This is a genomic window from Curvibacter delicatus NBRC 14919, from assembly GCF_001592265.1.
In the GTDB taxonomy this organism is placed as follows: domain Bacteria; phylum Pseudomonadota; class Gammaproteobacteria; order Burkholderiales; family Burkholderiaceae_C; genus Hylemonella; species Hylemonella delicata.
Genome location: NZ_BCWP01000018.1, coordinates 21342 through 46402 on the forward strand (window position 1 = coordinate 21342; position 25061 = coordinate 46402).

Genomic DNA, 25061 nt, shown 5'->3' on the forward strand with positions numbered 1-25061 from the left:
GGCGCGCCAGCGCCAAAAACTGAGTCAAAGATGAAAGCAATACAAGTAGGCCTGTTGGGCATCGGCACTGTGGGTTCGGGCACCTTCCATGTGCTCAAGCGCAACCAGGAAGAAATCAAGCGCCGCGCCGGCCGCGGCATCGAAATCACCATGGTCGCCGACCTCGATGTGGCGCGCGCCCAGAGCGTCGTCGGCCCGGACGTGAAGGTGGTGAACGACGCCCGCGCCATCATTGCCAACCCCGACATCGACATCGTGGTCGAGCTCATCGGCGGCTACGGCATTGCCAAGCAGCTGGTGATGGAGGCCATTGCCGCCGGCAAGCACGTGGTCACCGCCAACAAGGCGCTGCTGGCCGTGCATGGCACCGAAATCTTTGCCGCCGCCTCCGCCAAGGGCGTGATGGTGGCCTTCGAGGCGGCTGTGGCCGGTGGCATCCCGATCATCAAGGCGCTGCGCGAAGGCCTGACCGCCAACCGCATCCAGTGGATCGCCGGCATCATCAACGGCACCACCAACTTCATCCTGTCCGAGATGCGCGACAAGGGACTGGACTTCGATGTTGTGCTGAAAGAAGCGCAGCGCCTGGGCTACGCCGAGGCCGACCCGTCCTTCGACATCGAAGGCGTGGACGCCGCGCACAAGGCCACCATCATGTCGGCCATTGCCTTCGGCATCCCGGTGCAGTTCGACAAGGCCTATGTGGAAGGCATCACCAAGCTGGGTGCGCAGGACATCCGTTACGCCGAGCAACTGGGCTACCGCATCAAGCTGCTAGGCATCACCAAGCGCACCGCCAAGGGTATCGAACTGCGCGTGCACCCCAGCCTGGTGCCGAGCAAGCGCCTGATTGCCAACGTTGAGGGTGCCATGAACGCCGTGGTGGTCAACGGCGACGCCGTCGGCACCACACTGTATTACGGCAAGGGCGCCGGCTCCGAGCCCACGGCCAGTGCGGTAATTGCCGACCTGGTCGACATTGCCCGCCTGCACACCGCCGACCCGCTCAACCGCGTGCCGCACCTGGCCTTTCAGCCCAACACACTCGACCAGGCCATGAGCAACCTGCCCGTGCTGCCCATGAGCGAGGTGGTGACGAGCTACTACCTGCGCCTGCGCGTGGCCGACGAGGCCGGTGTGCTGGCCAAGGTCACCGGCATCCTGGCCGAGGCCGGCATCAGCATCGACGCCGTGCTGCAGCGCGAAGCCGACGAAGTGGGCGGCGAGGGCTCCACGCAGACCGACCTGATCATCCTGACGCACGACGCGCGCGAAGGCACCATGAACGACGCGCTGGCCAAGCTGCAGGCGTTGCCGACGGTGCTGGCACCGATCGTTCGCATCCGCAAGGAAGAGCTGGCCTGATGAAATACCTGAGCACCCGCGGTCACGCTGACCGCAAGCGTTTCTGTGAAATCCTGCTCGAGGGCCTGGCGCCCGACGGCGGCCTGTACCTGCCCGAGTCCTACCCGCAGGTGGACGACGCCACGCTCACCAGGTGGCGCAGCCTGCCGTATGCCGATCTGGCGTTCGAAGTCCTGTCGCTCTACATCGACGACATCCCGGCCGACGACCTGCGTGCCATCTGCCGCAAGACCTACACCGAGGCCGTCTTCGGTACGAAGGAAATCGTGCCGCTGCGTCCGCTGGAAAACGGCCTCTACCTGGAAGCCCTGTCCAACGGTCCGACGCTGGCCTTCAAGGACATGGCCATGCAGCTGCTGGGCAATCTGTTCGAGTACGAACTGGCCCGTCGCGGCGAGCAGCTCAACATCCTGGGCGCCACCAGTGGCGACACCGGCAGCGCGGCCGAATACGCCATGCGCGGCAAGCAGGGCGTGCGCGTTTTCATGACCAGTCCGTATGGCCGCATGAGCCCGTTCCAGCAGGCGCAGATGTTCAGCCTGCAGGACGCCAACATCCACAACCTGGCGGTCAAGGGCGTGTTCGACGACTGCCAGGACATCGTCAAGGCGGTGTCCAACGATCTCGACTTCAAGCGCCAGTACAAGATCGGTACCGTCAACTCCATCAACTGGGCACGCCTGGTGGCGCAGGTGGTGTACTACTTCGCCGGCTACTTCCAGGCGACGAAGAACAACAGCGAGAAGGTCAGCTTCACTGTACCGTCCGGCAATTTCGGCAACGTCTGCGCCGGCCATGTGGCGCGCATGATGGGCCTGCCGATCGACAAGCTGGTGGTGGCCACCAACGAGAACGACGTGCTCGACGAGTTCTTCCGCACCGGCGTCTACCGCGTGCGCGGCAGTGCCGACACGCACGAGACCTCCAGCCCGTCGATGGACATCTCCAAGGCCTCGAACTTCGAGCGCTTTGTGTTTGACCTGTTGGGCCGCGATGGTGCCAAGACCAAGGCCCTGTTCGGCGAGCAATTGAACAAGACCGGCCAGTTCGACCTGAGCCAGGACCCGGCCTTCGCCCAGGCGCACCAGCGTTATGGTTTCTCCAGCGGCAAGAGCACGCATGCCAACCGCCTGGCTACCATCAAGGACACGTTCGAGCGCTTCGGCGGCATGATCGACACCCACACCGCCGACGGCCTGAAGGTAGCGCGCGAGCACCTCAGCGCTGGTGTGCCGATGATCGTGCTGGAGACGGCGCTGCCGATCAAGTTCGCTTCAACCATCGTCGAGGCGCTGGGACGTGAACCCGACCGGCCGGCCAAGTTCGAGGGCATTGAAAACCTGCCCAAGCGCGTGACGGTGCTCGAGGCGGACGTGCAGGCCGTCAAGGCCTACATCGTCACCCATTGCAAGTGAAATAGGGCTTTTGCCCTTTTGGAATAAGCGTGACCAGCTATCAAAAACATAGCGTTCTGAAGGTGGCCGCATGAAGGTCATCGGCTTTGCCGGCTACTCCGGCTCGGGCAAGACCACGCTGGTCGAACGTCTGATCCCCGAACTCAAGCTGCGCGGGCAGCGCGTCTCGGTGGTCAAGCACGCGCACCACAAGTTCGACATTGACCACCCGGGCAAGGACAGCTGGCGCCACCGCGAGGCCGGCGCCTTCGAGGTGGTGATCGCCTCTGACCGCCGCATGGCGCTGATGCGTGAATTCGAGCAGCCGACCGAGCTGTCGGTGCACCAGTTGATAAGTGAACTCGATGACCGCGTGGACTGGGTGCTGGTCGAAGGCTACAAGCGCAGTGACCTGCCCAAGATCGAGGTCTGGCGCGCGTCCACGGCCAAGCCGGTGCGTTACCCGGATGACGATTTCATCACCGCCATCGCCACCGACTCGCCCGGCCAGCTGCCGCAGCCGACCGGGCTTGACGTGCTGGACCTCAACGACGCGGGGGCCGTGGCCGACTGGCTGCTCCAGCACGCCGAACGTTTTGACTACAGTCCCGAGTTGTACGCCCTATGAACGCTCCACGTCCCCCCTTGAAAGCGCTGGACGAGGCACTGGCCGAGTTGCTGAGCCACGCCCAGCCGCTGGCCGGTATTGAAGACATCACCACCTTCGACGGCGATGGCCGTGTACTGGCGCGCGACATCACCTCGGCGCTGCACGTGCCGCCGCAGGACAACAGCTCCATGGACGGTTACGCCGTGCGCTGCGCCGACGTGCGTGAGGCCGGTGTCGTGCTGCCGGTGTCACAGCGCATCCCGGCCGGTGCCAGCGGTGCGCCGCTGCAGCCCGGCAGCGTGGCGCGCATCTTCACCGGCGCACCGGTGCCGGCGGGGGCTGACGCCATCGTCATGCAGGAAGAGTGCGAGGCCGCAGGCGAGGGCAGTGTGCGCGTCAATGCCGTGCCTAAGCCGGGCCAGTGGATCCGCCGCGCCGGCGAAGACGTCACCCGTGGCGCCGTGGTGCTATCAAAAGGGGAGCGGCTGGCGCCGTCTTCACTGGGTCTGGCGGCCAGTATCGGCATGAGCACGCTGCCGGTGGTGAGCCGCCCGCGCGTGGCCTTGTTCTCCACCGGCGACGAACTGGTGATGCCGGGCGACATTGCGCCCGAGCAGATGCCGCCCGGCGCCATCTACAACTCCAACCGCTTCTTCCTGCGCGCGTTGCTGCAGCGCCTGGGCTGCGAGGTCACCGACTACGGCATCGTGCCCGACCAGCGCGACGCCACGCTCGACGCCCTGCGCGACGCTGCACAGCAGCACGATTTGATCCTTACCAGCGGCGGTGTGTCGGTGGGTGAGGAAGACCACATCAAACCCGCGGTGCAGCAGCTGGGCGAGCTCGACCTGTGGCAGATCGCCATCAAACCCGGAAAGCCGTTTGCCTACGGCAAGATCTACCGCGATCAAGCTGCCGGGGCGCGCAGTGCGCAGGACGCCTGCCACTTCGCCGGCCTGCCGGGCAACCCGGTCTCCAGTTTCATCACCTTCCTGGTGCTGGTGCGGCCCTTCCTGCTCAAACTACAGGGCGTGACAGACGTGGCACCGCCTCGCATGGCGCTGCCGGCGCACTTCGACTGGCCGCGCGCCGACAAGCGCCGCGAGTTCCTGCGTGTACGCCGCAATGCCGCCGGCGGGCTGGAGCTGTTCCCCAACCAGAGCTCCGGCGTGCTGACCTCGGCCGTGTGGGGCGACGGCGTGGTCGACAACCCGGCCGGCCAGACCATAACCAAAGGCGACACCGTGCAGTTCATTTCTTTTGCGGAGCTGATGGGATGAAGGTCAACGTCAAATACTTCGCCTCCATCCGCGAGCGCATCGGCACCGGCAGTGAGCCGCTTGAGACCACAGCGACCACGCTGGGCGCGCTGCGCGACGAGCTGATCGCCCGCGGCGGCGGTCATGCCGAGAGCCTGGCCCGCGGCCGCGCGGTGCGCGTGGCGCTGAACCAGGTGATGAGCGATGAAACCACGCCCTTGACCGAGGGTGCCGAAGTCGCCTTCTTTCCCCCCGTCACCGGAGGCTGACATGGCCAGCCTCGTCTCGATCCAGACCGCAGACTTCGACGTCAACGCCGAGATCGCGGCCCTGCGTGCGCAGGACAAGCGCGTTGGTGCCGTCTGCAGCTTCATTGGCACCGTGCGCGACCGCAACGATGGCAGTGCGGTCAGCGCCATGGAACTGGAACACTACCCGGGCATGACGGAGAAGGCCATCGAGGCCATGATCGACGAAGCCTTCAAGCGCTTTGACATCTACGCTGCGCGCGTCATCCACCGTGTCGGCCCGCTGCAGCCGCTGGACCAGATCGTGCTGGTGGCCGTCACCTCGGCCCACCGCGGCGAGAGCTTCCAGGCCTGCGAGTTCCTGATGGACTACCTCAAGACCCAGGCGCCGTTCTGGAAGAAGGAACAGACGCCCGAGGGCGCACGCTGGGTTGATGCCCGCGTCAGCGACGACAAGGCGCTGGCCAAGTGGGGCATTGCCTCCGGCAACCTGTCGGTTTAAGGCCAATGGGGGCACGCTGCGTGCCCGGCCGCATGCGCACCCGCCCTGGATCGAACCGAATTTGATGTTCGTCAAGAACGTTTTGGCTCCCATCCCTTGAAATTCACGGCAGGCACCCAAAGCTGCGGTGCAATCGGAGGATTTCATGCGAGTAGACAAACTGACCACCAAATTCCAGGAAGCCCTGGGCGAAGCACAGACGCTGGCCCTGGGCAATGACCACGCCTATATCGAGCCGGCCCACCTGCTGGTGGCCATGCTGCGCCAGCAGGACGGCCCCAAAGCCCTGCTGCAGCGCGCCGGCGTCAATGTGCCGGGCCTGACGGCTGCGGCCGAAGCCGCCGTCAAGAAACTGCCGCAAGTCGAAGGGCAGGAGCAGGTGCAGGTCGGGCGCGACATGGTCACGCTGCTGCAGGCGGCCGAGAAAGAGGCTATCAAGCGTGGTGACCAGTTCGTTGCCAGTGAACTGTTCCTGCTGGCCGTGGCCGACCACAAGGGTGACATCGGCCACCTGGCCAAGGCCAACGGCCTGACGCGCAAGTCGCTGGAGAGTGCCATCGACGCCGTGCGCGGCGGCCAGTCGGTCGACAACCCGGAAGCCGAAGGCCAGCGCGAAGCGCTGAAGAAATACACCCTGGACCTGACCGAGCGCGCCCGTTCCGGCAAGCTCGACCCGGTGATCGGCCGCGACGACGAAATCCGCCGCGCCATCCAGGTGCTGCAACGCCGCAGCAAGAACAATCCGGTGCTCATCGGCGAGCCCGGTGTCGGCAAGACCGCTATCGTTGAAGGTCTGGCGCAGCGCATCGTCAACGGCGAAGTGCCCGAGACCCTGCGCGACAAGCGCGTGCTGGTGCTGGACATGGCCGGCCTCTTGGCCGGTGCCAAGTACCGCGGCGAGTTCGAAGAGCGCCTGAAGTCTGTGCTGAAGGAAGTGGCGCAGGACGAGGGCCGCATCATCCTCTTCATCGACGAGCTGCACACCATGGTGGGCGCCGGCAAGGCCGAAGGCGCCATCGACGCCGGCAACATGCTCAAGCCTGCGCTGGCACGCGGCGAGCTGCACTGCATCGGCGCCACCACGTTGGACGAATACCGCAAGTACATCGAGAAGGACGCCGCGCTGGAGCGTCGTTTCCAGAAGGTGCTGGTGGGCGAGCCGACCGTGGAGCAGACCATCGCCATCCTGCGCGGTCTGCAGGAGAAATACGAAGTGCACCACGGCGTGGACATCACCGACCCGGCCATCGTCGCCGCGGCCGAGCTGAGCCATCGCTACATCACCGACCGTTTCCTGCCCGACAAGGCGATCGACCTGATCGACGAGGCCGCGGCCAAGATCAAGATCGAGATCGACTCCAAGCCCGAAGTCATGGACAAGCTGGACCGTCGGCTGATCCAGCTGCAGATCGAGCGCGAGGCGATCAAGAAGGAAAAGGACGAGGCTTCGCAAAAGCGCCTGGCGCTGATCGAGGAAGAGATCGGCCAGCTGCAGAAGGAAGCCGCCGACCTGGAAGAAATCTGGAAGGCCGAGAAGGCCCAGGCCCAGGGCAGCCAGACCGTGCGTGAAGAGATCGAGAAGCTCAAGGCCCGCATCGGCGAGCTGACGCGCAAGGGCGACTTCGCCAAGGTGTCCGAGCTGCAGTACGGCAAGCTGCCCGAGCTGGAAAAGCGCCTGAACGAAGCCCAGGCCAAGGAAGCCGCAGGTGAGGGGGCTGCCGGCAACAAGCTGCTGCGCACGCAAGTGGGCGCGGAAGAAATTGCCGAGGTGGTGAGCCGTGCCACCGGCATTCCCGTGGCCAAGATGATGCAGGGCGAGAAAGACAAGCTCTTGCAGATGGAAACCAAGCTGCACGAGCGTGTGGTGGGGCAGGACGAAGCCATCAGCGCCGTGGCCAACGCCATCCGTCGTTCCCGCTCCGGCCTGTCGGACCCGAACCGCCCGACCGGCTCCTTCCTTTTCCTCGGCCCCACCGGCGTGGGCAAGACCGAGCTGTGCAAGGCGCTGGCCGGTTTCCTGTTCGACAGCGTGGACCATCTGGTGCGCATCGACATGAGCGAGTTCATGGAGAAACATTCCGTGGCCCGCCTGATCGGCGCGCCTCCGGGTTACGTGGGTTACGAGGAGGGCGGCTACCTGACCGAAGCCGTGCGCCGCAAGCCCTACAGCGTGCTGCTGCTCGACGAGGTGGAGAAGGCCCACCCGGACGTCTTCAATGTGCTGCTGCAGGTGCTGGACGATGGTCGCCTGACCGACGGCCAGGGCCGCACCGTGGACTTCAAGAACACCGTCATCGTGATGACCAGCAACATCGGCTCGCACCTGATCCAGAGCATGGTGGGCCAGCCGTATGACGAGATCAAGGACGCGGTGTGGGGTGAGCTGAAGAACCACTTCCGCCCCGAGTTCCTGAACCGCATCGACGAGACGGTGGTGTTCCACGGCCTGGATGCGCAGCACATCGCCAGCATCGCCAAGATCCAGCTGCAGCAGCTGCAGGACCGCTTGGCCAAGATGGAACTGGAACTCAAGGTGTCCGACAAGGCACTGGGCGAACTGGCCAAGGTCGGCTTCGACCCGGTGTTCGGCGCCCGGCCGCTCAAGCGCGCCATCCAGCAGCGCATCGAGAACCCGCTGTCCAAGCTGTTGCTGGAAGGCAAGTTTGGCCCGAAGGATGTGATCGACGTGGACACGGACCCGGTGCGCAATCCGGGGCAGTTCAGCTTCGAGAAGGGCTGAGTGTCAGCGGCCGGGTGACTGGCCGCGCTTCAAACGAGAAACCCGCCTCTTGCGTGAGCAGAAGGCGGGTTTTGTCATGTATGAGGCATGGTTCAGAATCTGGTTTCGGAGGGAGATCATGAACGAATACTCGCAGCGCCAATTCGACGCATTCTTTTCGGCGATTGCTGGATGGCGGGATGCGTACCGAAACGTAAGGCTTCATTACATTGGCGTATCTGCCGAATCTGGAATTTCCCTTGTCGCGGCACGGATCTATTTGGATGTTGCCGCCTCTGAGCCAGTGAAGGCTATATTCCGTGCGGGGAGGGTCGTCGCGGGCCAGTGGCAGATTCCTCAGAGTGTCCACGCCGTTGAGAACGTTGTCCAGGAATTGGTAAGCGAGCGTGGTCTGAATATCCCCGAGGTTGGGCGGCTCAAATTGGAGAGTGATGAGCGCCAAGAGGCATTTGTGTCGCCTCCCATACTTCTGCATCCGGAAGGGCTCAACACAGGAAGTCGTTTGGCGGTTCTTACGGTTACCGGAAAGAATTTCGGTGAGTTGGTGCCACAGCCGGACACGGATTGGCTCCTGAAAGCAGCGGATACTCCCTATGACTCTCTACAAGAACTGTGCTTCGATTACTCACTCGGTGTCCTGCGCGGCGATAAGTCGGCGCTAGAGGTGGTGGCGCGGACGGCTGTCCAAGTTCTCGGGCGTTCAACTGTAGTTGGAACACAAGCAGACCTTGGGGTATGGATGGGCAAAGGGCTTGATCGTAACGAGGTAAAGCTCGGATTTCGACTTCTAGACAATGGGAAGGTTGTTCGGAGAGATACGGTCTCAGGCCCGCAACTCACGTGGACGGAAGAGAGCGATGCACTGATCGGCACCATGCAAATGGAGGTGCCAAGTGGAGCGATCATTCAATGCATCGCCTCTTATTCAGGGCATGCCCAGAATGTGCAATGGCTTGCCGACCCTACCATCTTTAAGAATCCACGGGCCGCAGTTTTCGAGTTGATCGATTCTCGAGGCGAATTGTTGCGGAGCTTTCTGCAGCCTGAATTCCCTCTCCGAGGAAAGGCGGCCGATGATTTCGAGTCGGGTATAGCTTGGTTGCTTTGGATCCTTGGATTTTCGACGGCAGCATTTGGGACAAATGCGAAGTCTACTGATGCATTCGATACCGTCGCGGTTACGCCCAACGGAGACATCGCTGTGATCGAAACAACACTGGCCTTGCTAAGAGCGGACTCGAAACTATCTAAGTTGTCAGCTCGTGCCGCGCGACTGCGTGAAATGTTGGCGCGATCAAATATGAAACACATTCAGGTGTTGCCAGTGATCGTAAGTGCTATGACCGCAGATGAAGTGAAAGCCGATATTCCAGCAGCAGAGGAGAGCGGTATCCTCGTGCTGACACGTGAGAACATCGTTTCTGCACTTGAACTTGAGTTGTCTCGGTATCCCAATGCGAATGACCTATTTGCGCGAGGAATCGCACAAATTGAAGAGAAACAAAGAGCGCGCCTGCAATCTCGAAGTAGGTAATCAGAAATTCTCTAACGATAGGTTTATTGACGCTTCTTCGTGCGTTTAGCCTTTCGCGTTCGTTGGCACGTCCGACTTGCCCAGATTGGTGAACCATGAGTCAAAGCGTTTGCTCTCACTCCTGAAACAAATCCGCCATCTGCGACCGCAACCACCGGTTCGCCGGATCATGCTGGTAGCGCTCGTGCCAGTGCTGCTTGATCATGAAGCTGGGAAACGCAATGGGCGGTGCCAGCAGCTTCACCTGCGCAATGCGCACCAGCGTCTGGGCCACGCGCACGGGCACGGTGGCCACCAGGTCGGTGTTGGCCAGCAGGTTGCCCAGGCCCGGCAGGGTGGGCAGGGTCAGCGCGATGTTGCGCTGGATGCCCCGGCGTGTGAGTGTCTTCTCCACCAGCTCCTGCCCAGTGCCGGCGGCGGTGACGACGACGTGGCTTTCGCGCTTGTAGAGGCCTTCCGTCATGCGCGCGCCGATGCGCGGGTGCGCCTTGCGCACGACGCAGGCGAAGTTCTGCTGGAACAGGTTCTGCTGGAAGAAGCCGGCCTCCAGCTCCGGCATGAAACCCACCGCCAGGTCTGAGTCGCCGGACTCCAGCAAGCTGGCGGTGTCCGGCGTGATGCGCAAAATCTCGATCTGTACAGATGGTGCGAGTTCGTTGACGCGGTTGATCAACGAGGGCAGGAACTCCAGGTGGCTGAAGTCCGTCATGCTGATGCGGAACTTGCGCTCCGAGCGTGCCGGGTCGAACACCACCTGTTGCCGCGTGGCAGCCTGCAGGATCTGCAGCGCCTGGCGCAGTGGCTTGACCAGCTCCCGTGCATGCGGGGTGGGTTCCATGCCCTTGGAGGTGCGCACGAACAGGGGGTCGTTGAACTGCTGGCGCAGGCGGCCCAGGGCCAGGCTGACGGAGGTCTGGGGCAGGTCCAGGTTCTGCCCGGCACGGGTGACGCTTTTGGTCTTGTAGATCTCGTCGAAAATGGTGAGCAGCCGCATGTCCATTATTCAAATTCCCGCTGATGTTTATTTTGATTATGCGATGGACGCAATAATGGTCTGCGATTAATCTTGCACCTGCTGTACCGTGTGCGCAGCTGCCACCCGTGGCGGCACTTCGTTGCAAGAACCATCCCGTTGAGTGAACAAGGAGTTTTCCATGCCTGTCCATCTGCAAAAACGTGCCTGGCTCGGTGCCCTGGCCTTGCTCGGCCTGCTCGCCGGCACGCCGCACGCCTTGGCAGAGCCCTGGCCGAGCAAGCCGGTGCACCTGCTGGTGGGTTTCCCCGGCGGCTCCACGCCGGACGGCGCGGCGCGAGCCATTGCCGAACCGCTGTCCAAGGCGCTGGGGCAGCCGGTGATCGTCGAGAACAAGGTGGGTGCGTCGGGCAACATCGCCACCGGCCAGATTGCCAAGGCCACGGACGACCACACGCTGGGCATCGTCATCAACGGCAACCTGACCTCGGCCAAGATGCTGTTTCCCCAGCTGCCGTACGACCCGGCGCGCGACTTCACCTACCTGACGCTGATCGGCACCGCACCGCTGGTGCTGGTGGCGCAACCCGATGCGCCCAGCGGCAAGGCCTTCTTCAGCGCGGCCGTGGCCGCCGGTGACAAATGGAACTACGGCTCGGTCGGCACCGGCTCGGTGGCGCACCTGGGCATGGAGCTGCTGAAGGCGCGTGTGCCGGGTCTCGCCGTGGTGCACGTGCCTTACCAGGGCAACCCCTTCGTGGTGACGGGCCTGCTGGGCAAGCAGATCGAGATGGCGCTGATGCCGCCGGGCATTGCGCAGCCGCAGATCAAGGCCGGCAAGCTCAAGGCCATCGGCATCACCAGCGGGCGCAGCACGTTGGCACCGGAGATTCCGCCGCTGAGCGACGCCGGCGTGAGGGACTTCCAGCTGGAGGTGTGGACGGCCCTGGTGGGGCCGGCCAAGCTCAGCAAGGCGGCGCAGGACAAGCTGGCCAGCGTGCTGCCGGCCGTGCTGCAGGACGCCGGTGTGCGCCAGAAGCTGTTCAGCCAGGGCTGGCAGGCACCGGCCTCCGCCTCGTCGCTGGCGCTGAAAGCGCGCGTGCAGGACGAAGCGAAGATCATGCAGAGCATCATCACCAGCCGCGGAATCAAGATCGAATGAGCGGCGCGGCAACGATGCAGGAGCCCAGCCGCACGCTGCCGGTCTACGGCGAGTACGACGTGGTGGTGGTGGGCGGCGGGCCGGCCGGTCTGGCGGCCGCGGTGAGTGCCGCGCGCCACGGGGCGCGCACGCTGCTGGTGGAGCGCTACGGTTTCCTGGGCGGCATGGGCACGGCGGGCGGGGTGACCAACTTCGCCGGCCTCTACGGCCGGCGCAACGGCGAGATGCAGCAGCTGGTGCATGGCGTGGTCAATGATCTGATGGCGCGCATGGACGCTCTGGGCGGCCTGAACAAGCCGCAGGACGGCATGCAGGGGCGCATCCGCGTGCGTTCCTACGACACTTCCATCTACAAGTGTGCGGCCGACCAGTTGCTGCTGGCCGCCGGCGTGGAGATGCTTTTCCATGCCTACGCGGCATCCGTCCTGATGGAGGGCGACCGCATCCAGGCCCTGGTGGTGGAAACCAAATCCGGCCGCCAGGCCGTTCGTGCCCAGGTGTTCGTCGATTGCTCGGGTGACGCCGATGTGGCGGCCTTCGCTGGCGTGCCTTATGAGGTGGGTGACGGCCATGGCAGCGGCCTGTTCCCGACCACCATGTTCCGCGTCGGCCATGTGGACGCGACGGCTGCGCTGGCCGCTGTGGGTGAGTTCAGCGCAATCAACGACTACATGGCGCGCGCGCAGGCGGCGCACCCCGGCCGTTACGCCTTTCCCCGTATCGGCGCCATTCTTCGCCCGCAGATCAACCCGGCCGAATGGCGCGCCAATGTGACGCAGGTGAAGAATGCGCAAGGGCATGCCATGAACGGCGTGGATGCGCGTGAGTTGAGCGCAGGCGAGCTGGAAGGCCGGCGCCAGGTCGTCCATTACTTTGAGTTCCTGCGGGAGCAGGTGCCCGGCTTTTCCAAAGCGCAGATTGTGGAGATCGCGCCGCAGGTGGGCATCCGCGAGACGCGGCGCATCGAAGGGCTGTATGCGCTGACCGGTGAGGACATTCTGGGCTCGGCACGCTTCACTGACAGCATCGGCATCAACGCCTGGCCCATGGAGTTGCACCAGGATGGCCGCATTGACTGGGGTTTCCCGCGTGATGCGGATCGCAGCTACAACGACCTGCCGTGGCGCATGCTGGTGCCCAGGACGGTTAGCAACCTGCTGGTGGCCGGGCGCTGTGCTTCGATGACGCACGAAGGCCAGTCGGCGGCGCGTGCCAGTGGCGGCTGCTTCGTCATGGGGCAGGCGGCGGGCACGGCGGCAGCCATGGTCGGCGGGCAGGCGATGCAGTCGCTGAACGTGGCCCGTTTGCAGGCGCAATTGACGCACGATGGGGCGCTCATTGAACGTTGATTGAGCGCTGGGGCGGCAGCGCCGAAGCGCATGGCTGTCGCAGGTAGGGTGCGCTATGAATTCAGGAGCGTTTCGCGCTTGTTATTCAATGGCTATCGCTCTATGCGATGTGAAAATTTCCCGTTCGCCAGCGTGGCCGGTGACGGTTTTTCACGTGTGGGAGACTGGGCCGGATGGCCCGCCGTCAGTTGTTCAGCGTCTGCTCGACGGCAGACTTGGCTTCCTCAAGGCTGATGAAAAAACGCGTTGCCTGCGGTGTGGCTTTGGGCAGATGCGCGGGCGGCGCCCACAGCCGGCCGTCGAGCCAACTGGCGGCCCAGCCACCGATGTCCTTGCCCTTCAGGGCGCAGACAGGTTGGCCATCCAGCAGTGCCGTCCAGGTGGGGGGTGTTTCTTTCCAGGCAATGGCAGTCATAAGCGCGTCACCAACGATGTGAGTAATTTCTGCATTCTAGGGGGGCGCGGCTGAACGGCCAAGCGCCAGGGCGACAAGGCGGCCGGCCGGCTTGCGCAGGCGGCTGGTGATGGCCACAATGGCCCGTGCCATTCGCTAGACGAAGGGCCTTTGCATCACGAGGAGAGCCCGATTCCATGAGCACCCTGATCTATACGCACCAAGCCTGTTTCGACCACCAGCCCGGCCCGCACCACCCCGAGTCCCCCGAGCGGCTGGAGGCCGTGCTGGCCGCGCTGAAGACGCCCGACTTTGCCGATGCCGTCTGGCGTGACGCACCACGGGGCACCTTCGAGCAGGTGCTGCACATCCACACGCCCGATTACGTGGAGGATGTGCGGGCCGCATTGCCTGCCGAGGGTTACCGTGCGCTGGACGCCGGCGACACCATCCTGTCGCCCGGCTCGCTGGAGGCGGTGCTGCGCTGCGTGGGCGCGGCCTGCGCCGGCGTGGATGACGTGGTGACGCAGCAGGCGAAGAATGTGTTTTGCGCCACGCGCCCCTGCGGCCACCACGCCGAGGCCGACAAGGCCATGGGCTTTTGCGTCTTCAACCAGGCGGCCATTGCCGCGCTGCATGCGCGCCAGCAGCACGGCCTGCAGCGGGTGGCGGTGGTGGACTTCGACGTGCACCACGGCAACGGCACGCAGAACTCGTTCTACGACGACCCGGACCTGTTCTACGGCTCCTGCCATCAGGGCCAGTTCTACCCCGGCACCGGTGCACGCCACGAGACGGGCGTAGCCCACAACATTGTCAACGTGCCGTTTCCGCGCGGCACCGGTTCAGCGGCTTTCCGCGCCGCCATGACGGACGTGATGCTGCCGGCGCTGCGCGAGTTCGCGCCCGAGCTGCTCATCATCTCGGCCGGCTTCGACGCCCACCAGCTGGACCCGCTGGGCGGCCTGCAGTTCACCGATGACGACTACCACTGGATCACGCGCGAGCTGATGGCGGTGGCCGACGAGACGGCGCAAGGCCGCGTGGTGTCGGTGCTCGAAGGCGGCTACAGCCTGGAAGGCCTGGCCAGCGGCACTGCCGCGCACGTGCGCGCGCTGATGGGGCGCTAGCGCCCCCACTTGCGACGCAGCTGCTCTTTCTGCTCGTTGGTCAGAATGGCGTCGATCCGTTTGCGCGCCTTGAGGGATGACTCGAACATTTCCTTTTGCGCATCCACCATGGTGTTGAAAGCCTTGCGGGCCTCCGCCTCGTCCAGCCCGCCGGGGCCGAACATGTTGTTCATGTGGAAGCCTTGCTGCTGCATGTTGCCCATGAGCTGCCAATGCGCCTTGGCGGTTTCTTCCTGGATCTGGTCGATCTTCTTGCGCTGATCCGCGCTGAGGTCGAGCCCCCAGTAGTCACCGCGCCCGGCATAACCGCCCATCATGCCGGGCCCCATGCCGTAGCCATAGCCGCCTTGACCATAGCCGCCCATCATGCCCGGGCCCATGCCGCCGCCATAGCCTCCCATCATCCCGGGGCCCATGCCGTAGGGCTGGGACCAGGCCGCGCCGGCGAGCAAAAGGCCGGCCGCCATCGTAGTCAGTACTTTTTTCACATCCATCTCCTGTGCAGTTGATAGGCGCTGAATCAAGACGGCGGGAAGCTGCGCCCCGAACCCTCCCCGGTATCGGCATTCTCTTCCTGCTGGCGCTGCCGTGCGCATGTCCCCACTCGGCGTGCAGGCATCTTGCGTTTGCTCGACCACAGGCGCGTGGACCACACGCTGCGCCTCAAGGCCGCCAAGCGTTTTCACACTGCGGTGCCAGCATTCCTGGTGGACAAGCGTTGAACTAGGCCGTCTGGGCGTCGGTTCACGCTGTGACTTCATTGAGGTGCTGCGATTGCTACTGAAACGATAGCTGCGGGCGCATATTTATCAAGCTCTTGAGGCCTGTTTTATGCCAGAAGACAGAAAACCCGCCATGGCCTGTGCCAGGGCGGGTTTTCTTCTGGGGCCGTGGGTCGGCGCCGCTGGCTGAACGTGCCGCCTGCGGTGGCACAATCGCCCGTCCTCGTCGGCTTGCCATGGTGTGCAAGCCTCTCAAGTTCCGGGCCTTGGCCACCACGTTTTCTTTCGCATGACATTTCCACTCCAGGGCACCCTCGGCATCGACTTCGGCACCTCCAATTCGGCCATCGCCTGGGCCGATCCGCAGGGCGCGGCACGGCTGATTCCGCTGGAAGGCCAGGCCACCGCCATGCCGACGGCGGTGTTCTACAACAGCGAAGACCTCAGCACCCATTTCGGCCGCGACGCCGTGACGCAGTACCTCGAAGGTGCCGAGGGACGGCTGATGCGTTCGCTCAAGAGCCTGCTGGGCAGCCCGCTGCTGCTGGAGACGACTGTCGTCAACAACCGGCAGGTGAGCTTTCAGGACATCATTGCCACCTTTCTGGCCACGCTGCGCGAGCGCGCCACGCAGGCGCTGGGCGCCGCGCCGACGCGCGTGGTGATGGGGCGGCCGGTGCATTTTGTGGACGACGACCCCGCGCGCGATGCGCAGGCGCAGGCCTCGCTGCTGCAGGCAGCGCAGACAGTGGGCTTTACCGAAGTGTCGTTCCAGCTGGAGCCGATTGCCGCCGCGCTGGACTACGAGCGCCGCCTGAACAAGGAGAGCACGGTGCTGGTGGTGGACTTGGGGGGCGGCACCTCGGACTTCACCGTGGTGCGCCTGGGGCCTGAGCGTATGACACAGGCCGACCGCACACAGGATGTGCTGGCCACCACCGGCGTGCACATCGGCGGCACGGACTTCGACCAGAAACTCAGCCTGGAGCAGGTGATGCCGCTGCTGGGTTACCGCCATCTGGGGCCGCAGGGGCGCGAGGTGCCCAGCCGCATCTTCTTTGACCTCTCCACCTGGCACCTGATCAACTGGCTGTACCAGCCGCGTGCCCTGAGCGACGCCCAGGCGCTGTGGACCAACTACGCCGATGTGCGGCTGCACCAGCGCCTGATGCATGTGCTCAAGCATCGCCTGGGCCATCGCATTGCCTACGAGGTGGAGCAGGCGAAGATCCGCTGTTCCCAGCAGGACGGCGATACCGTGCTGGACCTGTCGGAAGTGGAGGCGAATCTCGCCGCGCCGATGGGCATGGCCGACATGCGCGAGCACCTGCAAGCCTTGCTGGCGCGCACCGTCGCCTGCGCGCGCGAATGCGTGCAGAAAGCCGGCTTGACGATTGGTGCGCTGGACGCCATCTACCTCACGGGTGGTTCATCGGCCTTGCGGCCGTTCCAGCGTGCGCTGCAAGCCGAGTTTGCCGGTGTGCCGTTGGTGGAGGGTGACCTCTTTGGCGGCGTGGCCTCGGGCCTGGCCTACAGTCGGCCCTGAGCTGTGCTCACGGCCCGGTGAGGGCGTTCAGCGGTAGAACGCTTCGACCTTGCCCTTGAGCTTGATCATCAGCGGGTTGCCCTTGCGGTCCACCGTCTTGCCGGCGGGCACCTTCACCCAGCCTTCGCTGATGCAATATTCCTCGACGTCCATGCGCTCCTTGTCGTTGAAGCGGATGCCGACGTCATGCTCGAACACGGCCGCCACGTAGTGCGGGCTGCGCGGGTCGATGGAGAGGTGGTCAGGCAGGGCGGGGCGTTGCGTGGTGTCGGTCATGGAAATCGCTTGTCAATGAAACGGGTCGGGCTCGGTGTTCAGTTGCCCAGGCCGGCAAAGATGTTCTGCACATCGTCGTTGGCGTCGATGGCGGCCAGGAAGGCTTCCACCTCTTCCAGCGCCTCGGCGCTCAGGCTGGCCGGGTCCACCGGGTTCTTGGCCTTGTAGCCCAGCTTGGCGGACAGCACGGTGAAGCCCTGGGCCGGCAGGGCGCGGCTCACGAGGTCGAGGTCGGTCGGGTCGGTCAGGAACAGCGTGGCGCCGCCGTCTTCGCCCGGTTCGAAGTCCTGCGCGCCGGCTTCGATGGCGGCCAGTTCGGGGTCGGCACCGGCGGCCGCAGGTTCGGCTTCGATCATGCCGACGTGGTCGAAGTCCCAGGCCACCGAGCCGGAGGTGCCCAGTTGCCCCTTGCGGAACAGCACACGCATTTCAGGGGCGGTGCGGTTGACGTTGTCGGTCAGGCATTCCACCATCACCGGCACGCGGTGCGGTGCGAAGCCTTCGTAGATCACGTGCTCGAAGTTGACCGCTTCACCGGTGAGGCCGGCGCCTTTCTTGATGGCGCGCTCCAGCGTGTCTTTGGGCATGGAGACCTTGCGGGCCTGCTCCACCACCAGGCGCAGGCGGGCGTTCAGGGCCGGGTCGGCGCCGTTGCGTGCGGCCACCATGATTTCCTTGGCCAGCTTGCCAAACAGTTTGCCTCTGGCATCGGCGGCCTGTGCCTTGCCTTTTGCTTTCCACTGCGCGCCCATGTCGGATCTTTCTTGCGGTTGCGGCGCGCCAGGGCGCCGGGTTTGTCGGGTCGGGGCCTGCGCGCAAATTCAACAACGCAGCGCAGGACCGGGGGCCCTGTTTATACACCCGCAGGCGTGCCGTTTACCTTGATGTGTCGCAGAGGGATGGGCGCATGCGGCAATGGCCGGCGGTCAGCCCTCAAAGACGCTTCAGCCACGCGAGGCGCTGGTGGATCTTGTCGCGCCAGCCAGGCGCCATGCCGGGGAGCTGGGCCAGCGCTTCAAGCGCCGTGATCGACGGCCTGTGCTCGGCCCACAGCCGCATGGCGTCGTGCAGCGTGGGGGAACCGGATGCCGCTTGAACCAGCACCAGCGTGTCCCCAGGGCTGACGGTGCCAGGCCGCGTGACGCGCAGGTACCAACCGGTCAGGTGGCTGCTCGCAATCAGGGCCGCCACACCTTCGCAGGCCAGCCGCTCGTCGATCTTCCAGCAGGGGGTGCGCGGCTGGCTGACCTGGAGCAGGGCGCTGCCCAGTTGCCAGAGGTCACCGATGCGGACATCGCGTTCGTCGATGTCGGCCGCCGAGAGGTTTTCTCCTAGGGCGCCGGGCACCAGGGCCGTGGCAATCTCCGGGAAGCTGCGGGCCAGACTGGCGTAGTGCCGGGCCGGGTAGAGGTGAACGGCCTTGTCCGGTCCGCCGTGCACACGCCGGTCGGCTTGCTGGTCACCGGTGAAGCCTTCTTCCGTCAACTCAAGCGGCCCCGCAACGGGGCGCTTGAACATGCCGGTGGGACGGCCGGACGCTGGCAGGGGCTGGATGCTGCCGGTGAAGAGCGCGACCTGTGCCATAGACTTCTGTGCTGGTCTCTTGTTCAGGACCGCTTGGGAATGTTCAGGCCCTTGGCCACGGCCGGCCGCGCCACAAAGGCGGCCAGCACGCGCGTGACGTTGGGGAAATCCTGGATGCCCACCAGGTCGCCGGCTTCGTAAAAGCCGATCAGGTTGCGCACCCAGCCGAAGGTGGCGATGTCGGCAATGGTGTATTCCTTGCCCATGATCCAGTCGCGACCTGCGAGGCGGTGGTCCAGCACCTTCAGCAGGCGTTTGGTTTCGGCCACGTAGCGGTCGCGCGGTCGTTTGTCTTCGTAGTCCTTGCCGGCGAACTTGTGGAAGAAGCCGAGCTGGCCGAACATGGGGCCGATGCCGCCCATCTGGAACATCAGCCACTGCAGGGTTTCGTAGCGGGCCGCCGGGTCTGTGGGCAGGAGCTTGCCCGTTTTCTCGGCCAGGTAGATCAGGATGGCGCCGGACTCGAACAGCGCCAGCGGTTGGCCGCCCGGACCATTGGGGTCGAGGATGGCCGGGATCTTGTTGTTGGGGTTGAGACTGAGGAACTCCGGCGAGAGCTGGTCGTTGGTCTCGAAGCTCACCAGATGCGGCTCGTAGGGCAGGCCGGTCTCTTCCAGCATGATCGAGACCTTCACACCGTTGGGCGTGGGCAGTGAATAGAGCTGCAGCCAGTCAGGGTGCTGGACGGGCCATTTGCGGGTGATGGGGAAGTCGGCGAGGGTGGTCATGGTGGTCAGGAAATAAGGGTGATGCCAATGTAGCCCAAGCCTGCGTGACGTGCAGAGTGGGTGGCCGACAACACCCAGGCTGTCAGGGGGATGGTATTTTTGCTATTGAATCGATAGCTGGAGGCGCATATTCTGAAAGGTCTAGTGGCCTTTTCCTTCGTGAAAATCGTGGCAGGCCGGCATCAGCGGTGCGGTCGAGACCTGCAGCGTGGTGTGGTCGATGCGGAAACGCTCGTGCAGCGCCTCGCTGGTCTGACGCAGGAAGTCATCACCCGCATGGCCTGCGGGCATGACCAGGTGCGCGGTCAGCGCCACCTGCGTGGTGCTCATGGCCCAGACGTGCAGGTCGTCCACCCGTGCCACGCCCGGGCGCGCGGCCAGCCAGGCGTGCAGGGCCGGCAGGTCGATGTGCGGCGGCACACCGTCGAACAGCAGGTGCAGCGACTGGCGCAACAGGCCCCAGCTGCCGACCACGATGACAACGGCGATGCCCAGGCTGATCACCGGGTCAAGCCAGGCCCAGCCCTGCCACAGGTAGAGCGCACCACCGATCACCACGCCCAGCGACACCAGCGCATCGGCCGCCATGTGCAGGAAGGCGCCGCGCACATTGAGGTCGTGCTCGCGCCCGCGCAGGAACAGCAGGGCGGTGGCAGTGTTGACCACGATGCCCATGGCCGCCACCGTGATGATGGTCCAGCCTTGCGTGGCCTCGGGGGTGCCCAGCCGCTGCAGGGCTTCCAGGGCCAGTGAGCCCATGGCCACCAGCAGCAGCACGGCGTTGGCGAAGGCGGCCAGGATGGAGGCGCGCCGCCAGCCATAGGTGTGGCGTACATTGGGTTGCAGCCGGCCTGCCAGGGCGGCCACCCAGGCCAGCAGCAGGCCGGCGACATCGCTCAGGTTGTGGCCGGCATCGGCCAGCAAGGCCAGCGAGTTGATCTGCCAACCGTAAAAGGCCTCGATCGCCACAAACGCCAGGTTGAGGCCGATGCCGAGGGCAAAGGCCCGGCTGAAGCTGGCCGGAGGCGTCGGGTGGTGATGGCCATGCGCATCGTGGTGGTCGTGCGCGTGATCGTGATCGTGAGGGGAATGGACGCTCATGCAAATCGGTCAGGGTGTGGGTGTCTTGCACAGTATGCCGTGCGGCGTTTGCCCACGTCGGGCGCAATGACCTTGGGCTACGATGGCGGCATGTCGAACACCTCCTCAAGCCCTGTGACGCCGGTCAGCCTGCGCCAGGATGCCAGTTTGATCGGCCTTATTGGCCTGGCGCACCTGATCAGCCATTTCAGCCAGCTCCTGCTGCCACCGCTGTTTCCGTGGTTGAAGGGGGCGTTCAACGCCAGTTATGCCGAGCTCGGTTTCCTGATGACGATCTTTTTTGTCGTCTCCTGCACGGTGCAGACGCTCTCGGGCTTCTGGGTTGACCGTTACGGCCCGCGGCCGGTGCTGTACGCAGGCCTGGGCCTGCTGGCGTGTGCCGCCTTCGGCTTCGCCCTGAGCACCAGCTACCTGATGTTGATGCTGTTTGCCGTGGTGGCGGGTGCCGGCAACGGTGTGTTCCACCCGGTGGACTACACGCTGATCAACCGCAAGGTCAGCGCGCCGCGCCTGGGCCATGCCTACAGCGCACATGGCATCAGCGGCAACCTGGGCTGGGCGGTGGCGCCGGCCCTGCTGGTGCCGCTGGCGCTGCTGTTTTCCTGGCGGGTGGCATTGGCGGCCGCCGGCACCCTGGTGCTGGCGGTGCTGGCCCTGTGCTGGGTTCAGCGCTCCCGGCTGGCCCTGTCTGCCAGCGCGCCGGTGGGGCGGCCGACGGCCGGCGCCGTTGCCGAGAGCAGTCTGGCCTTTCTGCGCATTCCCGCGGTCTGGATGTGCTTTGCCTTTTTCTTCATCTTCGCCATGGCCTTGAGTGTGGTGCAGGCCTTCGCACCGGAAGCGGCGCGCCAGCTGCATGCGGTGCCGTTGAGCCTGGTGGCGGTGTGCCTGACGGCCTACATGGTGGCCAGCGCCAGCGGCATGCTGGTAGGCGGCTTTCTGGCCAACGACCCGGCGCGCAGCGAACGCGTGGTGGGCGGCGGTTTTGCCGTGGCAGCCAGCGTTTCGCTGCTGCTGGGCCTGGCTTCGCTGCCGGCGGTGGCGGTACCGCTGCTGTTTGCCCTGATGGGGTTTGCGGCCGGCTTTGCCGGCCCGTCACGTGATCTGCTGATCAAGCGCTCCACACCGGAGAACGCCAGCGGCCGTGTCTACGGCGTGGTGTATTCGGGGCTCGACATCGGCCAGGCCGTCTCACCGCTGATCTTCGGCGTGCTGATGGACCAGCAGGCCTGGCGCCTGCTGTTCGTCGGCTTGGCGCTGGTGCAGCTCACGCTGGTGGTGACGGCCTTCCGCGTGCGGCGCGTGCGGCGCACTGTGGCGGTGGCGGCCTGAAGTCGTTTGGCCGGGCCCACTCGGCAACGGCGCTCCTGATCCAGACCACCAGGGCGTCGCTGGCTTTGCATGGGCACTGAAGCACCCGGCACCAGCATCAAAGCAGCCGGAAGGCCAGGATTGCCACAAGGGTCGGGGGCAAGGCGGCGATCAGCAGCCCCAGCGGCTGGATGGTGTTGTCGGAGAACTTCTCCTTCAGGATGGCCGCCCCAGCGGGGTTCGGCGCATTGGCAATCAGCGTCAGCCCTCCTCCGGTGACAGCGCCCGCCACAAGTGCGGTCTTGAACTCCAGACTCAAACCGTTCACCAGCGAACCCAGATAGGTCAAGGCAGCGTTATCCGTGATGGCCGTCAAGGCGGTGGCGCCGAAGAAAACGGTGTTGGCATCCATGCCCATCAGAACAGGCTCCAGCCACCACTGCTGCACCCCGCCCAGCACCACCAGGCCTGCCAGGAAGAAGGCCACCAGCAAGGCTTCCCGGAGGATGAGTTGGTCTTGGTGCCGCTGGTAAGCGGTGGTGAACCCCAGAAAGAAAAGGAACAGGCCCATGAACACGGCAGGGTGGTGGGCGAACACCACCACCGCGGCCAGAAAGAAAAGATGCACCAGCACGACCGACAGCGGGACAGGGGCGGTCGACGTTGTCGGCTGGGTTGCCATGTGCCCGAGTTCACGCCGGAACAGCAGCATGGCGCAGCCAGCGTTGACGAAGACGGCGATGGCAGCCTTCCAGCCGAAGTTCGCAACCATGAACCAGATATCCCAGTTCCACTTGGCTGCCACCATCAGGACGGGTGGTGCGGCAAAGGGGGTCAAGGTGCCGCCGATGGAGACATTGACGAACAGAACCCCGAGGGTGACGTATTTCAGCTTGGTGGAGACTTCGCGTGCAAACAGGGTGTCGCGCAACATCAGGGCGGCCAGGGTCATCGCCGCGGGCTCGGTGATGAAGGAGCCGAGGATGGGCACACAGGAGAGCAGCAGGAAGTAAAGCGCCATGCCTGGCGGCAAAGGCACGTAGCGGGCGATGAAACGGACGGCCGCACCGGCAAATTGAAGAATGGGGCGTGTGCCCGCAATCACCATGATGGCAAAGACGAACAGGGGCTCGGTGAAGTTGCGGGAATCGAGGTAGGCGGTGGCCTCCTGTTTTCCACTGAGGCCGAACATGAAGAGCATCAGAACCATTGCCCAGAAGCCGAAGACGACCTCGACCTCACCCAGCAGATGCCAGATGCCCGCATGGCGCGTCTGGGTGTGGGCCAGATGCTCGAAGAATTTGGTTGAGAAGGTGTGCAGAACAGCCAAGCCGAAGAGCGTGGCGCCAATCATCTGAATGAGGGTAGGAGATGTCATAGGTCATGCCAAAGCTGCGAGGCGGCCCGACCTTCGCATGAACCTGCTGCAGTCAACTGCAGCACCCGTTTGCAGTTTAGCGCATGTGTTTTTTCACTGCGTCCAGCAGGGAGTCGGCCAACGTGCCATCCTGTGCCGCGCTAGAAGAGATAGTGCAGTGTGAACATCACATTCGTCTGTTCGGACCAGACCCGCACGCCGTTGGCCCAGACCTGTTCGGCTTTTTCAACCGTGTCCGACCAGAAATGATCACCCGTAGTCTCGATGCGCAGGTATTCAAACGTCACGCCTGCCGTCAGGTGCTTGTTCAGCGGGGCAGACAGTCCCACCTGCGCGTGCCAAGCGTTGCCGCGTGTGTCTTCATAGGTCATGCGGATGCCTCTGCGCAGCAGGTGGTGGTCCCGGTTTTTCCCGAAGACGATGGCGCCATCAATCTGGCTGGTCAATGTCAGGCCCGGCACGTTGACGTGTTTGCTCAAGTCATAGGCCATGCGCGCACCCAGGAAGTATTGCCAATACTTCTGGCTGAACCGGATTGCATCACCGTGCAGGGGGTCCGCAGCCCGGCCCGGATCGGCCGGATAGACCTGCAGGCCCTCGCGCGCGAGCAGGTTCAGATCCTGCCAACGCATCCCCACCACCGGCCGCACATCAAGCCCTTGGGGCAGGCGCAGCCAGTCGTTTACCCGCATGTCGGCATCCAGGCGCGCCATGTAACTCGGCTCAAACAGCATGCCGGATTCCGAATAGACATCCTTCACGTTGACGGGATGTGTCTCACCGGTCCAGTCGGAATCCTTGAACCGCTCGTCCGAGCGTTGCGACATGTTGCGCAGGAGTTCGCCGCTGACGGTGAACCGGTCGAACTTGCGGCTGACGGCCAGCCCGCCGAACCAGCCGTTCATGGGGAATTCAAGTCGGCTCAACGGTGCTTGGTGCGGCGGGTCGGGGTTGCCAAATTCGTAGGAGGTATGGCTGCTGAAATAGCGTTTGGTGACGACGTCGACCGTCCAGTCCCCCAGCTCGGCGGCATGGCCAAGCACGGGGAGGACGAAGATCAGCAGGGCGAGCAGCTTCAGCGCGGACGTCATGAGGCAATCAGTCTGCCATGACTTGTGCCGCCATGATTTGATGCACCACAACGGCCATGGCCAGCTGGGGTGCGCCCCTTCGGGCTTTGTGGGCGTGTTCGAAAGCCGTCAGCCGATCATCAATGCACACGGCTTTCGTGACGGGCGGTCAATGCTGGGCTGGGGCGCCGCCGGCCTTGGCATTGGCGTCCATGCCACCCTTGGCTTTCCAGGCGGTGAAGCCGCCGTCCAGAATTTTCACGTTGTCCCAGCCGGCGACACGCAGGGCAAAGCCGGCTTGGGAGGACAGCGTTCCGCCATTGCAATACAGCAGCACGGTCTTGTCTTTCGGGATCTGACTGCTTTTGGCCAGCACCTGCCGCCATTCGATGTTGATGGCGCCCGGGATGTGGTCCTTGGCAAACTGCCCGGCATCACGTGTGTCGATGACCAGCATCCTGGCGTATTCACTTCTGGGAATCTGTTCCGGAAAAATCGTGGCGCCGCCGTAGTCCACAAACTCCAGGTAAGCGGCCATTTCGTCGACGGCAGCGGCCTTGTTGTCGGCCCAGGCGCTGGGCGCGATGAGCGACAGGCCGATGCACAGCGCGGGGGAGATTCTTTTCACGGGCAGGTCTCTTTCATTTAAATAAGCATTGGCTAATGTAGCAAAGACTGTTCCGTGAAG

24 protein-coding genes are annotated in these 25061 nt (G+C 64.3%); 13 read left to right on the forward strand and 11 right to left on the reverse strand.

The features are described 5' to 3' along the window. Positions 1 to 30 precede the first annotated feature (30 nt). From CDE01S_RS10110 to CDE01S_RS10145, 8 genes are all read left to right on the forward strand, one after another. The gene (locus tag CDE01S_RS10110) at positions 31 to 1365 is read left to right on the forward strand and encodes a homoserine dehydrogenase (RefSeq protein WP_066706588.1); all 1335 of its coding nucleotides are present in this window, start codon (positions 31 to 33) and stop codon (positions 1363 to 1365) included. After that, complete coding sequence (thrC, locus tag CDE01S_RS10115) at positions 1365 to 2780, forward strand: threonine synthase (RefSeq protein WP_066706591.1); 1416 nt, start codon at positions 1365 to 1367, stop codon at positions 2778 to 2780. The genes CDE01S_RS10110 and thrC overlap by 1 nt, the downstream gene beginning before the upstream one ends. A 70-nt stretch (positions 2781 to 2850) precedes the next feature. Further along, positions 2851 to 3387: a molybdopterin-guanine dinucleotide biosynthesis protein B gene (gene mobB, locus CDE01S_RS10120; protein WP_066706593.1), complete on the forward strand. Its 537-nt coding sequence runs from the start codon at positions 2851 to 2853 to the stop codon at positions 3385 to 3387. Further along, positions 3384 to 4649: a molybdopterin molybdotransferase MoeA gene (locus CDE01S_RS10125; protein ID WP_066706603.1), complete on the forward strand. Its 1266-nt coding sequence runs from the start codon at positions 3384 to 3386 to the stop codon at positions 4647 to 4649. Before mobB ends, CDE01S_RS10125 begins: the two co-directional genes overlap by 4 nt. Further along, positions 4646 to 4897, forward strand: a complete 252-nt coding sequence (gene moaD, locus CDE01S_RS10130; RefSeq protein ID WP_066706606.1) for a molybdopterin converting factor subunit 1 — start codon at positions 4646 to 4648, stop codon at positions 4895 to 4897. Before CDE01S_RS10125 ends, moaD begins: the two co-directional genes overlap by 4 nt. 1 nt (position 4898) lies before the next feature. Further along, on the forward strand, positions 4899 to 5378 hold the full coding sequence (locus CDE01S_RS10135) for a molybdenum cofactor biosynthesis protein MoaE (protein ID WP_066706615.1): 480 nt from the start codon (positions 4899 to 4901) through the stop codon (positions 5376 to 5378). Between the two features lie 145 nt (positions 5379 to 5523). Beyond that, entirely contained in the window at positions 5524 to 8118 is a 2595-nt protein-coding gene (clpB, locus tag CDE01S_RS10140; protein ID WP_066706739.1) for an ATP-dependent chaperone ClpB, read from the forward strand. Between the two features lie 118 nt (positions 8119 to 8236). Continuing rightward, complete coding sequence (locus tag CDE01S_RS10145) at positions 8237 to 9652, forward strand: hypothetical protein (protein ID WP_157077099.1); 1416 nt, start codon at positions 8237 to 8239, stop codon at positions 9650 to 9652. Between the two features lie 115 nt (positions 9653 to 9767). On the opposite strand, the gene CDE01S_RS10150 is transcribed toward CDE01S_RS10145, so the two are convergent. Next, positions 9768 to 10646, reverse strand: a complete 879-nt coding sequence (locus tag CDE01S_RS10150) for a LysR family transcriptional regulator (RefSeq protein ID WP_245636151.1) — start codon at positions 10644 to 10646, stop codon at positions 9768 to 9770. A gap of 160 nt (positions 10647 to 10806) precedes the next feature. On the opposite strand from CDE01S_RS10150, the gene CDE01S_RS10155 reads away from it, so the two are divergent. Continuing rightward, entirely contained in the window at positions 10807 to 11787 is a 981-nt protein-coding gene (locus CDE01S_RS10155) for a Bug family tripartite tricarboxylate transporter substrate binding protein (protein ID WP_066706742.1), read from the forward strand. Continuing rightward, positions 11784 to 13136 carry an FAD-dependent oxidoreductase gene (locus CDE01S_RS10160; RefSeq protein WP_066706625.1) on the forward strand — a complete coding sequence of 451 codons (1353 nt, stop codon included), beginning with the start codon at positions 11784 to 11786 and terminating at the stop codon, positions 13134 to 13136. The genes CDE01S_RS10155 and CDE01S_RS10160 overlap by 4 nt, the downstream gene beginning before the upstream one ends. A gap of 184 nt (positions 13137 to 13320) precedes the next feature. Here the strand turns inward: CDE01S_RS10160 and CDE01S_RS10165 are convergent, their stop codons facing one another. Next, on the reverse strand, positions 13321 to 13551 hold the full coding sequence (locus CDE01S_RS10165) for a hypothetical protein (protein ID WP_066706628.1): 231 nt from the start codon (positions 13549 to 13551) through the stop codon (positions 13321 to 13323). A gap of 176 nt (positions 13552 to 13727) precedes the next feature. On the opposite strand from CDE01S_RS10165, the gene CDE01S_RS10170 reads away from it, so the two are divergent. Continuing rightward, positions 13728 to 14660, forward strand: a complete 933-nt coding sequence (locus CDE01S_RS10170; protein ID WP_066706631.1) for a histone deacetylase family protein — start codon at positions 13728 to 13730, stop codon at positions 14658 to 14660. Here the strand turns inward: CDE01S_RS10170 and CDE01S_RS10175 are convergent. After that, a complete protein-coding gene (locus tag CDE01S_RS10175; protein WP_157077100.1) occupies positions 14657 to 15148 on the reverse strand; it encodes a Spy/CpxP family protein refolding chaperone in 492 nt (163 codons plus the stop codon). The two genes, CDE01S_RS10170 and CDE01S_RS10175, sit on opposite strands and share 4 nt — an antisense overlap. 523 nt (positions 15149 to 15671) lie before the next feature. Between CDE01S_RS10175 and CDE01S_RS10180 the strand changes: the two genes are divergently transcribed. Then, positions 15672 to 16928 carry an Hsp70 family protein gene (locus CDE01S_RS10180; protein WP_066706637.1) on the forward strand — a complete coding sequence of 419 codons (1257 nt, stop codon included), beginning with the start codon at positions 15672 to 15674 and terminating at the stop codon, positions 16926 to 16928. 27 nt (positions 16929 to 16955) lie between these two features. Here CDE01S_RS10180 and CDE01S_RS10185 read toward each other — a convergent pair whose 3' ends face one another. The 5 genes from CDE01S_RS10185 to CDE01S_RS10205 all read right to left on the reverse strand — a co-directional run bounded on the left by CDE01S_RS10185 (position 16956) and on the right by CDE01S_RS10205 (position 20617). Continuing rightward, complete coding sequence (locus CDE01S_RS10185; protein WP_066706640.1) at positions 16956 to 17204, reverse strand: DUF3297 family protein; 249 nt, start codon at positions 17202 to 17204, stop codon at positions 16956 to 16958. A 38-nt stretch (positions 17205 to 17242) separates the two neighbouring features. After that, positions 17243 to 17956 carry a YebC/PmpR family DNA-binding transcriptional regulator gene (locus CDE01S_RS10190; protein ID WP_066706644.1) on the reverse strand — a complete coding sequence of 238 codons (714 nt, stop codon included), beginning with the start codon at positions 17954 to 17956 and terminating at the stop codon, positions 17243 to 17245. Between the two features lie 181 nt (positions 17957 to 18137). After that, positions 18138 to 18788: an MOSC domain-containing protein gene (locus tag CDE01S_RS10195; protein WP_066706646.1), complete on the reverse strand. Its 651-nt coding sequence runs from the start codon at positions 18786 to 18788 to the stop codon at positions 18138 to 18140. A gap of 23 nt (positions 18789 to 18811) precedes the next feature. Next, positions 18812 to 19516: a glutathione S-transferase N-terminal domain-containing protein gene (locus CDE01S_RS10200; RefSeq protein WP_066706647.1), complete on the reverse strand. Its 705-nt coding sequence runs from the start codon at positions 19514 to 19516 to the stop codon at positions 18812 to 18814. Positions 19517 to 19657: 141 nt separating this feature from the next. Further along, on the reverse strand, positions 19658 to 20617 hold the full coding sequence (locus CDE01S_RS10205; RefSeq protein ID WP_066706648.1) for a cation diffusion facilitator family transporter: 960 nt from the start codon (positions 20615 to 20617) through the stop codon (positions 19658 to 19660). Between the two features lie 90 nt (positions 20618 to 20707). Between CDE01S_RS10205 and CDE01S_RS10210 the strand changes: the two genes are divergently transcribed. After that, entirely contained in the window at positions 20708 to 21946 is a 1239-nt protein-coding gene (locus tag CDE01S_RS10210; protein WP_066706744.1) for an MFS transporter, read from the forward strand. Between the two features lie 97 nt (positions 21947 to 22043). On the opposite strand, the gene CDE01S_RS10215 is transcribed toward CDE01S_RS10210, so the two are convergent. The 3 genes from CDE01S_RS10215 to CDE01S_RS10225 all read right to left on the reverse strand — a co-directional run bounded on the left by CDE01S_RS10215 (position 22044) and on the right by CDE01S_RS10225 (position 25001). After that, positions 22044 to 23303 carry a putative Na+/H+ antiporter gene (locus CDE01S_RS10215; protein ID WP_066706650.1) on the reverse strand — a complete coding sequence of 420 codons (1260 nt, stop codon included), beginning with the start codon at positions 23301 to 23303 and terminating at the stop codon, positions 22044 to 22046. A gap of 140 nt (positions 23304 to 23443) precedes the next feature. Continuing rightward, positions 23444 to 24394, reverse strand: a complete 951-nt coding sequence (locus CDE01S_RS10220) for an acetate and sugar kinases/Hsc70/actin family protein (RefSeq protein ID WP_066706652.1) — start codon at positions 24392 to 24394, stop codon at positions 23444 to 23446. Between the two features lie 148 nt (positions 24395 to 24542). Beyond that, a complete protein-coding gene (locus CDE01S_RS10225; protein WP_245636152.1) occupies positions 24543 to 25001 on the reverse strand; it encodes a rhodanese-like domain-containing protein in 459 nt (152 codons plus the stop codon). Between the last annotated feature and the right edge of the window lie 60 nt (positions 25002 to 25061).